This is a genomic window from Mycobacterium sp. 852002-51057_SCH5723018 (genome assembly GCF_001667035.1).
Lineage (GTDB): Bacteria > Actinomycetota > Actinomycetes > Mycobacteriales > Mycobacteriaceae > Mycobacterium.
The window spans coordinates 164,798-177,563 of record NZ_LZIR01000008.1 but is presented as its reverse complement, the minus strand read 5'-3'; the positions used below and the strand labels follow the sequence as shown (position 1 = coordinate 177,563).

12 protein-coding genes and 1 pseudogene are annotated in these 12,766 nt (G+C 65.5%); 5 read left to right on the top strand and 8 right to left on the bottom strand.

Annotation, left to right across the window (positions count from 1 at the left end):
* Positions 1–91: 91 nt before the first annotated feature.
* The gene (locus A5764_RS29165) at positions 92–406 is read right to left on the bottom strand and encodes a DUF3349 domain-containing protein (protein ID WP_231989597.1); all 315 of its coding nucleotides are present in this window, start codon (positions 404–406) and stop codon (positions 92–94) included.
* Between the two features lie 6 nt (positions 407–412).
* Positions 413–1,042: pseudogene (gene phoU / locus A5764_RS03230) on the bottom strand (phosphate signaling complex protein PhoU); the annotation flags it as partial.
* A gap of 416 nt (positions 1,043–1,458) precedes the next feature.
* On the opposite strand from phoU, the gene A5764_RS03225 reads away from it, so the two are divergent.
* Both A5764_RS03225 and A5764_RS03220 read left to right on the top strand, forming a co-directional pair.
* Positions 1,459–2,031: a hypothetical protein gene (locus A5764_RS03225; protein ID WP_067108413.1), complete on the top strand. Its 573-nt coding sequence runs from the start codon at positions 1,459–1,461 to the stop codon at positions 2,029–2,031.
* Positions 2,028–2,732 (top strand): hypothetical protein, encoded by a 705-nt coding sequence (locus A5764_RS03220; RefSeq protein ID WP_082951449.1) that lies wholly within the window; start codon positions 2,028–2,030, stop codon positions 2,730–2,732. The genes A5764_RS03225 and A5764_RS03220 overlap by 4 nt, the downstream gene beginning before the upstream one ends.
* A 414-nt stretch (positions 2,733–3,146) precedes the next feature.
* Here the strand turns inward: A5764_RS03220 and A5764_RS03215 are convergent, their stop codons facing one another.
* From A5764_RS03215 to A5764_RS03190, 6 genes are all read right to left on the bottom strand, one after another.
* Entirely contained in the window at positions 3,147–3,503 is a 357-nt protein-coding gene (locus A5764_RS03215) for a DUF732 domain-containing protein (protein ID WP_082951448.1), read from the bottom strand.
* A 105-nt stretch (positions 3,504–3,608) separates the two neighbouring features.
* Positions 3,609–6,050, bottom strand: coding sequence for an Hsp70 family protein (locus tag A5764_RS03210; protein ID WP_067108410.1), 2,442 nt, complete (start codon positions 6,048–6,050; stop codon positions 3,609–3,611).
* A 90-nt stretch (positions 6,051–6,140) separates the two neighbouring features.
* Positions 6,141–6,572, bottom strand: a complete 432-nt coding sequence (locus A5764_RS03205; RefSeq protein ID WP_156664471.1) for a DUF6636 domain-containing protein — start codon at positions 6,570–6,572, stop codon at positions 6,141–6,143.
* Between the two features lie 33 nt (positions 6,573–6,605).
* Positions 6,606–7,565, bottom strand: coding sequence for a LysM peptidoglycan-binding domain-containing protein (locus tag A5764_RS29160; protein WP_231989587.1), 960 nt, complete (start codon positions 7,563–7,565; stop codon positions 6,606–6,608).
* Between the two features lie 99 nt (positions 7,566–7,664).
* Positions 7,665–8,045 carry a hypothetical protein gene (locus A5764_RS03195; RefSeq protein ID WP_067108403.1) on the bottom strand — a complete coding sequence of 127 codons (381 nt, stop codon included), beginning with the start codon at positions 8,043–8,045 and terminating at the stop codon, positions 7,665–7,667.
* Between the two features lie 52 nt (positions 8,046–8,097).
* Positions 8,098–8,736: an RNA polymerase sigma factor gene (locus A5764_RS03190; protein WP_067108400.1), complete on the bottom strand. Its 639-nt coding sequence runs from the start codon at positions 8,734–8,736 to the stop codon at positions 8,098–8,100.
* Between the two features lie 278 nt (positions 8,737–9,014).
* Here A5764_RS03190 and A5764_RS03185 point away from each other — a divergent pair, with 278 nt between their 5' ends.
* The 3 genes from A5764_RS03185 to A5764_RS03175 are packed head-to-tail and all read left to right on the top strand — an operon-like array spanning position 9,015 to position 12,750.
* Entirely contained in the window at positions 9,015–10,502 is a 1,488-nt protein-coding gene (locus tag A5764_RS03185) for a GTPase (RefSeq protein ID WP_067108397.1), read from the top strand.
* A complete protein-coding gene (locus tag A5764_RS03180; protein WP_067108393.1) occupies positions 10,499–10,966 on the top strand; it encodes a nucleotide exchange factor GrpE in 468 nt (155 codons plus the stop codon). The genes A5764_RS03185 and A5764_RS03180 overlap by 4 nt, the downstream gene beginning before the upstream one ends.
* 11 nt (positions 10,967–10,977) lie before the next feature.
* Positions 10,978–12,750 (top strand): dynamin family protein, encoded by a 1,773-nt coding sequence (locus A5764_RS03175; protein WP_197501187.1) that lies wholly within the window; start codon positions 10,978–10,980, stop codon positions 12,748–12,750.
* Positions 12,751–12,766: the final 16 nt, after the last annotated feature.

Genomic DNA, 12,766 nt, shown 5'->3' with positions numbered 1-12,766 from the left:
GTCAGCGGCCGTTCCGCGGCGGCGCGCTCACTGGGCTTCTGGCCCTTTGCGGTATTTTCCAGACGGCACGATGTCATTGTGCAAGAGGCGGTCAAAGGCCGCGCGAAGGAGGGAATTCGTCCTTGATTGGCCATCCGCGGATCTCGAGGTGTTTCTTCACGCGTTCAACCTCTTCCGGTGCCGGCATCTGATCGGTGATCTTGCTGATCATGACTCGAATATTGGTCGCGTCGACCGGTAGGTCGCCGTGTATGACGAGCTGCGTGGCGATCTGCGTGACCTCTTCATCGGACAATCTCCGGCGCAGCAGCGCTAACGACGGAAAGGTGTCGGTCGCCGGCACGCCCTGCGGATAGCCGGCCCGGAGGAACCTCACGATCCTCGCGATGATCCCAGGAACAGACATCGGCTCTCCTCGCGCCTGGAAGATGACTCGACGCCCGATCTCGACGGCATGGTCGGCAAAGCGTTCGTAGTATCGGCCCAACAGGGTGACGTCGATGACGGCGGTGACGCCGTGGTGCCAATGTTTGCCCATCAGCAGGGTGAAAAGCTGGCGGTGTAAGCCGTCGATGGCGTCATCGTCACGGGTCAGCTGAGCGGCCATAAATGGATCGCTGGATTGCACGGCGCATTTCGCGATTCTGCTGAGATCCACAGCGAGGCGGCCCATTTCGGCAAAGTATCCGGTTGCCTCGTCCGGTAACACACGGGTCGGGTGACGTCGGCGCACGATGTTGGCGACGTGCATCGCCAGGGCGCCCATACGCCGGACGTCAGCGGAATTCCTCAGGGCAGCAACAACAACGCGAAGATCACCGGCCACTGGCGCCTGAAGGGCCAGTAGGACCACGGCCTTCTCTTCGGCGCGGGCGCCATCGAGCATGATCTTGCCGTGGTCGGCGATGACGACCTCGGTAAGCAGCACGTCAGCCGTCAGCAGCGCTTCGGTCGCGCGCTGCATCGCACCGCCGGCCAGAGCACACGTCTCGGCGACGGCGGCGGTCAGGGCGTCAAGCTGCCGATCGAAGGCGGTCCGCATGCGTGTCAACTCTAAAGCGGAAGAGCCTGCCTCACATCGCCTTTTACGCGGTGACAGGATCCGTTGTCAGTCATCCAGCCCGCAGCTCAGTCCACCGGTGTGCCAGATCAAGGGCCACCCGCCACGAGACCCGAACCGCCACATTGCTACCCGACGTCCATCGAGGCGGGGCATGGTTGGTTCGGTGTGCTTGGCGTCAATCGGTGCCGTATGCCTCTCTCGACCTAATTAACCAAACCTTTGTTCACATATAAGAGGCCGACCCTCGTTATCCGCCGATGGACACGTGGTCATGGTCGGTGTCGCCCGGCCCTTGAACCAAATATATGTTCCATGCTAGGCTCGCCATGAACTACTTGGAAGGACTGTGCGTACCTGGGCGCCGATCAATGCGCGGACAGTCCGCTGCACGGGGGATGTCGATGCAGGACCACCAAACGGGGATTTCCACTCCCGCCAATCCGCAACCCGAGGCAACGCCGTTGCTTTCGCCAGGGGCGGGTGAGATGGCAGCCTCCGCCTCTGACCGCGCGTATCGCCAGCGCAAACGGGGCATATATGTGCTCGCGGCCGTGTGTGTCGCCTTCTTCGTAATCGTCATCTCCGCCTGCTATTCGGCGGCCGCAGTGTTTGGTTACGGCACCGGAATGGGCGACGGCAAAGAACTTCCCGAGCGGCTACCGCCGACGCGAGGCACTGGGTTCTGGGGGGACCTCGGATTGCTCGCCGGCGCCGTTGCCGTGGACGTGGTGATTCTGGCCGTCTGGTACTTGGCAGCGAGCCGAATGGAAAACCCGAGCATCGACGATCCGGTAGCGCCCGATGACGACGATGTCGATCTGGCCGACGGCGCCTCCTGGTACGTCGTGCAGGTGCCGACGTTGACCAAGTTCTTGATGGCAGTTGCCATTTCGTGCCTGGTCGGCATCGTTGTCGGCGCTTCCTTAGTCATCCCGGTTGTGGCAATACGTTACGGCTGGGTGCTATGAGCAGCATCGAAGCGACTCCCACCACCGCACAGACCCCGCACCGCGTGGTGCCTGACAACGATGGACCAGCGGTCAAGGCCGCCGACCGCTGGCTGATCACCGGAGCGGTACTGGCGGGCAGTCTCATCTTTAGCCCGATCGGCCTCGTCATCATCGCCCTCGGATTCGTCAAGATGGCAAGGGCCAAGACTTCTGGGGAGTTTGTCCGGCCGTCGGCGGTCACACTGTTCGGCATGTTCGCGATGGTCGACGCGGCCGCCAACTTCCTCGGCTGGTCATTGGACGTTTGGGCCCACAACGCCCGCATCGTCGAATGGGCTTTCACCGGGTGGGGCCGGCTCGTGGACGGCGCCTATTACCTCGACTACAACAGCACCTGGGCGGGCGGCTCCGCCGCTGCCGGGGAGAAGAGCTGGGAATTCCTGTGCATCCTGGGCCTCTTCCCCGCCCGGCTCGCCGCGGCATACGGCTTCATCAAGCTCAAGCGCTGGGGATATCGATGGATGATCATCACCAGCTGGGCCTATCTGATGGTGTGGCTGGGCTACGTCGTCAACATGGTCGTGAACTTCCCCGAGCGATTCGGCGCGAGCGTCTTCGGCGTCACCGGCTGGTGGGTATTCGACATCTTCTACATGACGCCCTTTTTGACATTGCCGTGGCTTTACGCGCTCGACAAGCGCCGCTGGTCCCGGTACTAGGCATTTGCCCCAATGCCTTCAGCCTGGCGGTGACGGGCAGCTCTTGGTACTCTCACCCGGTCAGTATCGGCTGATGAGCGCCTTTGCTGCATGTCGAAGAATGCCCGGGCAGGGGGCCAGCGTGAGCGATGATTCGGCCGAAAACAATGCCGAGCCTCGGCAGCGTCCCAAAATCCCGGACGTTCCGCGAAAGATCAGTCCCGCCAAGGTCGCTGGGGGCGGCGGCTTGCTTTTCGTGGGGGCTGGGATCCTTTATGTGGTACTGCATTGGCACACTTTGACCCATCCCGACAAGCCAGTGCCCACCTTTCCCTCCATCCATATGCCCACTCCGTGCGTCCATACCCCGGGCGCTGCGTGCTGATGATACGGACGTGCCCCGGATCCCGATCGGAATCCGGGGCACGCGTCGGCTCACTTGGCGGTGAGTTGTCCGCTTTCGGAGGGGCAGTAGGTCTTGACCGACTGGACCAGGAAGACGGCGGCCTGCCGGCGTGTCAGGTTGGTGTGCGAGGTGATGTCGCTGACCAGCTGTCCCCCGGTGCCGCCGCCGCCCAGCGACTGGCACACGCTGTTGGCGTCGGCGATCGCGCCCTGGGGTGTGTCGAAGCCGATTCCTTCCTTGCTGATGGCGGAGAGGAACTGCTGATCGGCGGCACTGACCTGTGGCTTCTCGGCGCTCGCGGTGCTGGCGACGGCCAGTGCCCCCGCGGGGATGACCACGACAGCGGCGAGGGCACCCAGGATGTTGCGGATGGTGGTGGTGTTCATGTCGACTCCTCGTACGGGTGGGGATGATGACCGGCAGCCGACGGCTGCTGCAAGGTGTGAGGGCCTGCGGCAGCGAAAGGTTCTCCGCGGAATGCGTCTAGCGGATCAGGGCCGCAGCCACGTCTGCCGTTGGGAGGCGGCGCGCTCCTCGGCAGTTCCGTTCGCAACCGCATAGCGCCGGCGCGCCAACGTCGAAGACTTCGCCCACCACGTTTTGAGATCGGCAGCGAGCCCCGTCATGCTGATCCCGTTCTCCAGCGTTAGTGCAACAGCCGGAAAGCTTTTCGCGTCGGACAACACCCGTTTCAGCTCGACGGCGGCCCGGGCGGCATTGCCCGTGGAGCCGGCGACGACGGCGAGCTGCCAGCGGGAATGCAGCGTGCAAAGGTTGCGGGGGCCCAGCACCCGGGTGCGCGCGGCCGCGACGGCCTCGAGTTCGGTGAGCGCCTCGAAGTACCGTTTGTCGTCGGCCAGCCAGACGGCGTGGGCGTGGGCGGCGTAGAGCGTGGCCGGGTGATCGGGCCCCAGGGTGGCCTTTGAATCGTGCAGTATCGATGTCCAGTCGGCGGCACTCGCTGGCGCTCCGTACGCGAGGCCGGACCTCTCGGCCAGCTGCACCCGGGCGAACAAGGTATCGGGGTCATCGGCTCCGCGCGATTTGGTCAGTGCCGCGACCACGGCCCGCAGCTCCGACAACCCGGCTTCCATATCGTTGATTGATCGGAGAACCACGCCCAGCCGCAGGCGCAGGCGCAGGGTGTCCGAGTGCTCGGCGCCGCGGATTATCGACATCGCCTCGACCAGGTGCCGATACTCCTCAGCGCTTGTCGAACGATATTCATCGAGCTCATATAGCTGGACCAGCGCGAGGCGCGCTGACACCGTCTCGGTGGAGACGGGTCCGAATTCTTCCACGTACTGCGTGCACAACTTGGCTGCGGCCTGGTGCAGCCGCCTCAGGTAGTCGACGTCGACGCTGACGCTCTTGTCGCACTGTGAATGGTAGTAATCGCACACCAGCGCCCAGGGATCGTTCAGACTCCGGTACGTCTTGGATAGCTCGGCGAATTCCCCTGCGGCACGCTCACTTTCGCCGGACAGCATCCGGAACTGTGCCAACAATCGACGGGAGCCGATGGTGTCAGGGTGCCGCGCGCCCAGTGCCGCGGTGCGTTCCCTGACAACGGCCTCGAGTTCGCTGCAAGCCAGGCCGTAATCCCCCATCAGCGCGGCGGTCACAGCGTGATCGTGACGGGCAGTGAGCTTGTCCGGCAACGGCATTCGCGCCAATTGGACGGCGGCGCTCGATGAGAGCTCTGGATCGGCGCCGGCGACCAGACGTTCGAGCGATCGGGCCGTAGCGGTGGGGTCAGAGGCCGCCAGCGCGTCTGATGCCGGCGGAAGGTCAGTGGTCGAGCGCTTCGGCCTCGCTCGCTTCTGATTCTCCGTCCGCTCCGCCGGCATCGTCACGGCCCCTAGGGCAACCACGAGCTTCCAATGATCTTCGTCCTGACGCACCGGGCGGCGTAGTTCGTCAAGGGCGGCACGGACGACTGGTGTAATGGCCGCCCCACCGATGCGATAGATGACGCTGATGTCGTCGATCTCGAGTCCGGCATCGGAGATCGTTTGGCTGAGTTCGGTGATCGTGTCCTCGACGTGACCACGGATCAGCGTCTCGTATTCGGAGAGAGTGACCGATACCGGTTCACGGACGCCCGGCAGGCCCAACGTGAATTCCCTCAATGTCGTCAACCTGTGCTTCAGCAGTTGGGCACGTTGACGCAGCTGGCGTCGTTGCCGCAGCGCGGTGGGATCCTCGGTAGCGGGGTCCGACAGAGCCATCCACAGCCCAGGGTCGGCGGGGTGGATGTGGCGCTCGCCGAGATAGGTGAACAGCGCCTGATCGAAGTCGAAGCCGCCCAACTGCTCGATCCCTCCGGATTTGACCTCCTCGAACCCGCCGTCGGGCTGGGCGCGCAACACTGTGGTGTCGAACGTCCCCCCGCCGAGGTCATAGACGGCGACGTAGTCGCCGGGTCGTGGCGGGTTGCGCCGGGCGAACCAGTGCGCCGCGGCCTCCGGCTCGCTGACGAACTCAGGCTCAGGCAGTCCCGTACCGCCGCTCTCGGCAGAACCTGCGATTAGAGCATCGGCGAGAAGATCACGGTGGGTCTGCCGCCAGCGGACCGGATGCGTGAGGACCAATCGCGCGGGCGGCTGGCCGTTTCGATGTCGGACGGCGTCGGCGATGACGGGGCAAATCACCGCGCCGATCAGTTGTGCCGGCCTGAATTCGTTGTCGCCCAGGAGGATAGGGTCGGTGTCGACGCACCGTTTGGGCGTCGGCTCATAGGCTCGCCAGTCGTCGGCGGCGAAGTTGTCGGCGTCGTCTCCGGCCAGCAGTGCGCCGCCGCGCTCGGCGAAGACCGACGAGGGCATGGTCGGGGCGCCATTGGCCAGTACCACGGACGCCGGGTCAGCTCCGGGTATCCCGACGGCCGCCGCGGTCGCGGTGGTTCCGAAGTCCACCCCCAACGACCACATCTCAGCGACTCCTCTGGCAATCGGGCATGACTGAAATATAGGTCGGCCCGGTCGATCCGGCGTGCCTTCCGGCGAACGGCGTCGCAGCGATCAGCTGAGCCGATAACCGTCGTGCGAGAGCGAAAAGGCGTGCCCGGTCGTCGTATCGGTACATGTGATTCCGGACGGTTCGCTCGCACAGGTGATCGGGCCGGCCGAGCGGCTGTGGCCGTACGGCAGCACCGGATCGTGCGACGGAAGCATTGTGTCCGTGTGGCACTGCATCGACGCCGGCCGTCCCTGTGTCACGACGACGCTGTCGCCCCAGCCGCCTGCACAAGCGCCGGGGCGAGGCGGTGCGGCGAAGGTGTGTTCGCCGACCTGACAGCTTGCGGTCGCCCGCGGTCCGCCGTTTTCGGAGACGGTGCCCAACAGGCAAGCGATGTTTCCCGACGGGGACTGGAAAAACTGGTAGTCGGTGTCGGCGTGGGCCGCGGGTGCGCCGGCGACTACCGCCAGCGCCACCGTAGCCTGAGCTGACAAGCGCGCGATCCGTGTCTTCACAACGCCTGCCGGCTACTCGGTGCGTTCGGGAATCGTCAGCACCACGCCCGCCGCGATGTGATCGGGATCGGTGATGCCGTTGGCCGCGGCGATGACGGTGTAGTCGGCACCGTTGCCGTAGGCGCGTTCGGCGATGTCCCACAACGTGTCACCCGCCAGTACTGCGTAGCTCTGACCCGGCCGCGCCAGTCCGTCAGGTATTTCGGGGTTTGCGAGTGGCGGAACGCTGTGCGTCGGGAGGTCCGGGGGGAACGGGTGCAGCGTCAGCGGCATCAGCGCCGGTCCCGGATGATGGTCGATCGCGGAGTCGGTGACCACCAGCTGATTGCCCTGTTCACCCCACGCGTACATGAAGACGTTCAGCGGCACGTGCTCCTCGTTGCCATGGGGGTTGCCGGTGTCCGAGAGCGTGACGGTGCCGGTCGATTCGTCGATCGAGGTGATCATCACCGCGTGCGGGGCAGGGCCCTGGGATTCCCCGTCCTGATAGTGCCAGATCGGATTGGCGTCCACACCCAGGATGACGCTGCGCCCCTGGTCCAGGTAGCCCTCCAGCCGAGCCAGCGTGACGTGGTGCTCCTCGTGCGAGGAAATCCCGAAGCTGTCCAGCAGCCTTTCGGCGTCGGCGAACGGAACGCCTTGGGTGCTGGTCGGCAGGTCCATGCCGAGCGTTGTCATCCGTTGCAGTACTTCGGACTCGGGCACCCGATGACCGACGGCTTCACTGAGGACCTGGGTCACCGAGGCGGGCACACAGTCGCTGCCGTGCTGGGCGAACCAATAGGTCACGGCCTGCGCCGGATCGCCGTGCTCGAAGCCGGGGCCGACCGGCTGCGCGTAGGGCATGCCGGGCACGAAGTCATGGCTGTCGTGCGGGTCGTGCGAGCCAAAGTGGGAGTGGTCGTCATGGGCCTCGTGAAAAGCCCCGTGAGACGCTCCGGCGCCAAATGTGTGCTCGGCGTGATCGCTCATCGAACGCATCCCTTCGGTGGTGGGTGGGGCCGCTGGTGTGCCCGCTGCTTGGTAGACAGCGCGACAGCGGTGAAAGGTTTCCCTTCACGCGCAGCCGGGTCAGAAATGCCAGCCGTCGTCGTGTCCGTGGTGACCGCGGTCGTCGGGCTGCTCGTGCCCGCCGTGGGAGTCCTCGTGCCCGTAGGCGTCGTGGCCGGGGTGCACGTCATCAGACCACGGATGATCGGGCGCGACGTCGTGGGGCAGGAAGGGATCATCGCCGTCTTCCCGCGCGATCTGCTCCGCGTTCGGCGGACGGTCATCGGGCCAGGCCGCGGTGACGGCGCGATCGATCTCGGCCAGCGCATCGGCGGGAATCTCACCGATCGCGTCGGGGTCGTGCGGGATCCGGGTCAGCAGGTCGCGCAGCACCTGATCGGCGATGGCGTCGTCGGGGGGGACGAGTTCGTCGTCGAAGCCACCGTCGTCGTGATCGCTCATCGGATCATCACCTCGGCTGGTCGCGGTTCGTTGCGCTGTTCGGAAGTCCGGTTCATCGCGAACCCTGGTTGGACAATGCCATCGGGTCGTCAGGTTCCCCCAACAGCTGAGCCAGTTGTGCCTTTCCCTTGAACAGTCTCGTCTTGACGGTGTTCACCGGGATATCCAGCCGGGAGGCGATGTCGGCGAGGGTCATGTCTCCGAAGAACCACATCACCAGCACCGAGTGGTAGGCCGGACTGACCTCGCGCATGGCCGCGTCGATATCGAGGCGCTGCGAGGCGCGTCCGAGGTCGTCGGCGGATACGGGGCGCCGCGGCACCTGTCTGCGGTCATGGCGCAGGCTGCCGGCGGGGGCCACTGATCCGTCGAGCTGGTCGGCGAACGGTGTCGTGGGGTGGCGGGTGGCCTTCTGGATTTCGTTCAAACAGACATGGCGCGTCACCGCGTAGATCCAGGTGCCGAACGACGACCGGCCCTGAAACGTCGAGATCCGCCGCGCCGCCTGTAACAACGCCTCCTGTCGCGCGTCCTCGGCGTCCAGCGCATTGCGCAACATGCGGCGGCACAGCGTATCGACGGTCTTCCAGTGCCTGGCCAGCAACTGGTTCATCGCCTGCCGGTCACCCTGCTGGGCGGCCTCGACCAGGGCGCCCTCGTCGGGCATGTCCGCTCCGGACACCTCGCTCATCGGTGCCTCCGCACTGTGCGACCTGCGGCGAGCGGCCCACAGGCCCGGCTGCACGTCTCCCGTAGCATACGGCGCGCGTCCTCGGGTGGTAGACAATCGCCGACGCTCTGGCGAATTCGCGCCGCACGGCCGGCGAGGAGCCCACCGGGCGGTGCGCAAAACCAGGCCCCCTCGACGGTTCGCCCCTATCATTCCGCTATGCCGGTTGTACACGCGCGCACGCCGATCCGGGGAACTTTGGTGCGCCTGGCGCTGTCGAATACGGGCATGGCACGTATGTGGACGACGCGGGGGCCGCGGTGACGGGGGCGCTGAGGTCGGACGTATCGAAACTGATCGCCGACGCCGTTCGACTGCTCGGCGACCCGGACGGTGAATTGGCTAGCTTGGAGGCCACTCTCGAGGAGCCGCTGACGCTGGCGGTCGCAGGACATACCAGCGCCGGCAAGTCGACGTTGGTCAACGCCCTGATCGGTCACCGGGTTGCGCCCACCGCCGCCACCGAATGCACCCGGGTGGTCACCTGGTACCGGTTCGGGCAGCAACAGCGCGAAGTCATCTGTCGTGACGGTAGTCGCCGCCCGCTGTGGCTTGTCGCCGATCCGCAGTCCAGTGAGCCTCGATTGCCTGACGATCTGCCGGTCCCCGAAGCCACCATCGAGCGCCTCGATGTCCCCTTGTCGTTCGAGCGGCTGCGGCAGCTGACCGTCATCGACACTCCCGGCCTGTCCGGGGATGAGGGACTTGCCCGGCAGACCGAGACATTGCTGGCAAGCGGTGCCGCCGACGTCTTGCTCTTCGTGTTCGGCGGTGCCGAGATCCGCGAAACCGAAAGCGCCGTCATCAACGACTTCCGCCGACGAACCCGCTCGCGCTACACCTTCCCCGCAAACGCGATCGGAGCGCTCAGCCGCGCTGACACCTATCCCGGTCCGGATCCCCTCACCACCGCGACTGCCGTGGCGGACGGCCATGCGGCCAGATTCAGGCGCCAGCTCGCCGGTGTGTTGCCCGTGATGGGCCGCCTCGCCGAAACCACCGAGAGCGCAGCGTTCAACCAAACTCACACCGACGCGCTGCACACGATCGCGGCACTGCGGCAGGACCAACGCCTGCGGATGCTGCGCACCGCTTCGCGCTTTCAGGAGTCCGCGGTTCTCACCCAAGCCCAGCTGCCCCGGGCTCGCAGAACAGAACTCGTGGAAAGGCTTGCGATACAGGGTATCCGCGAGTTCAGCGCACCCGGCTACGCGTCTAGCTCGACACCGGCGTTGTACTCCGCGATGCGCAGGACTTCCGGGATGGCCGTGTTGCTGCGGCGCATCAACAGCCTTTTCGTGAACGCAGGCGCAGTCCACAAGGCGACGCGTATCCTCGCCGAAGTGGAAAGGCTCGCGCGGCGGCCCGAGGTAACCAAGCATGTCCGAGACGAGGTACTCGACGGAATTGAGGTTCTGCGGTCCAGCGACGCCCTGCACACGCTGAACGAACTGCGCGCGTTGGCCGCCCTGTATTCCGGAGCGTGCACGGTGGGTGATGACTCCACGCGCGGCGCCCTGCTGAGGCTCTTCGAGGAAGTCGACCCGGCAAGCCGATTAGGCTGCGCCACAGACGATCCTGCGCAGTTCGCCAGTGCCGCCGCTACGGCGGTCAACGTCTGGCAGGCGTACGCGAACACCGCTGTGGATAGCGGTGCGCGCGAAATCGCCCGCACCGCTGTGCGTTCCGCTTCGATTATCCGCCGCAGCCTCGAGCATTCGCGATGACTCAATTCAGTGCCTCACTCGTCGCATCAGCGGGCTTCGCCGCCGGCATCGACTGGGTTCCGACACTGTCGTTGCTGGCCTTCGCGGCACTGCTGCTGGTGGCGGCCGGTGTCCTGATCGGCCTCATCGTCCGGCGCGTTGTTCGGCGATCCCAAGAGCAGCCTGTCCCCGCGATCGCCGAACACCGCGGCACACTGGTCAGTGGATGTGTGAAAGTCCGTGGTCTGCTTGATGATCCTCTGCTGGCCGATGTCCTCGACGAGGCCCTCCGCGACGCTGGCGTGTCGGTGTTCGACCCGACCGGCCAATTCAAGGACTCCGCCCGCCACCGCGTCGATCACACCCTGCCGGCCCCCGAACCTGCCGACGACGGCCTGGTTGCGCGCACGCTGACTCCCGGGTATCTCGACGGCGACCGGCTGCTCGCGCCGGCCGAAGTGGTCGTATACAAGTGGGTGCCATGACGGAGCCGTCGATGGGCGACAGGATTGAGGCGTTGGCCGCCGACCTGGGCACCGTTTACACCAACCACGAGATTCAGCTCGCCCTGCGCCAGTTGCCCTCGGCGACAACGCAACCGGCGGACCGGGCCAAGATCGTGTTCGTCGGAGAGGTGGGTGCAGGCAAGACCGCATTGATCAACGCGGTACTGGGTCGCGCGGACCTGCCTGTGCTTCCGACCAAGCAGCCGTTCGCGGTGGGGGGCGGCAGCCCCGAACACGTGCGGTTGGGCCTCGTCGATGGCCGCACCGAAACCGTCGGCGTGGAGGAGCTCGCCTCGGTGACGGTGCAACGAGATCCGGCCGATGTCGCCGTCGACTTCGTGGAAGTGGTGATCGACCATCCGATGTTGGCGGAGGTGACATTGTTCGACACCCCGGGTGTCGGCGGCCTTGATCCCACGACGACGTCGATGACGTTGGCGGCGCTCGAAGGTGCCGCCGCGCTGGTCTTCGTGTGCGCTGCAGGCGAAAAGCTTTCCCTGGCCGCGGCCGGATTCCTGGTCGAAGCCGCGTCCTGCATTGACCACGTGGTGTTCGTGCTGTCCAAGGTGGACAACACCGACGACGGCGGGACCGCGAATCTCGAAGAGAACATCGCCGTGATCAAAAAGCGCCTACCGCCGGACCAGGTCAGGGGCCTGACGTTCCTTGCGGTATCCGCGGAGCTGGCCGCCGAGGCGGCGCTCGGTGATGCCGAGTCGCTGGCCGAATCCGGCATCGAGCCGTTGCGCGCGGTATTGCGCGAGATTGCCGCCAGCCAGCATGTCCACACCCAGCGCAACGCCTTGCGCCAGATCAAGCAGTCTCTGGCGACCGCGTATGGTGCACTCGCACAACGCCGTAGCGTCTTGAAGGAACGCACCGGAGAGGCCGAGGGTCTTGACGTCGTCACCGGCCGGCTGTCGACGCTGCGCCAACATCGCGGGGCCTGGCAGACGCTGATGTACAGACTGATGAGCGAGGCGGAGTGGGCCGCTCAGGACGCGCGTAAGCAGCGGGCGAAGGAGCTTGACCGCGAGTACGCCGACCGCGCAGTTGCCGCCAACGCTCGCGACGATTTTGCGGCACTGGAAGCGCAGATCGTCCACGACCTGCGCGAGTGGCAGCAAGACACCGTTGCGGAGGTGCATCGTCGAGTAGAGGAACTCGCCGAAAATCTCATCCAGGGACTGTTTTTCGTCGATATCGACGCACTGACCCATCACATGGCCGCCCCTGGCAGCAGCGCCGCCGACTGCCTGGCCGAGGCCACCCGCACCGCCCGCAACGGTGCCAACGCCATGGCCGCGCTGCAGCAGTCATACCTCGCCACCATGATGGCGAACAATATCGGCAACGCTGTCGCCCACACTATTGGCATCGCTGCCGGGGTGACTTTGGGGCCTATGATGTTGCCCGGGCTGGGCTGGTATCTGTTGCAGCGGTTCTTCCGCATCCAGGCCCAGAAGCGTGACGATCTTGCCCGACGGGTTCGAGACGCGATCAGCGAGGCGACAGAGCTCATCAGCACCGACACCTTGCGTCGGTTCGAACGCCTGAAATGGAAGCTGAGAGACGCCATAGATGAGGCGGTCGATGCTGCTATCGCCGAGGCGGAGGAGCAACGAAAGGCGATCGGTCAAGCCGACGTGGACCGCCACAAACACATCGACAAACTCGCGTTGTCGCTCGGGCCGCTGCGGGGCAGGTGGAATGCGTTGCATGCCGAACTACTGGCGTTGACCGGGCCGCAGCCCACGCCTTAGCCGTATCCGGGCTGCA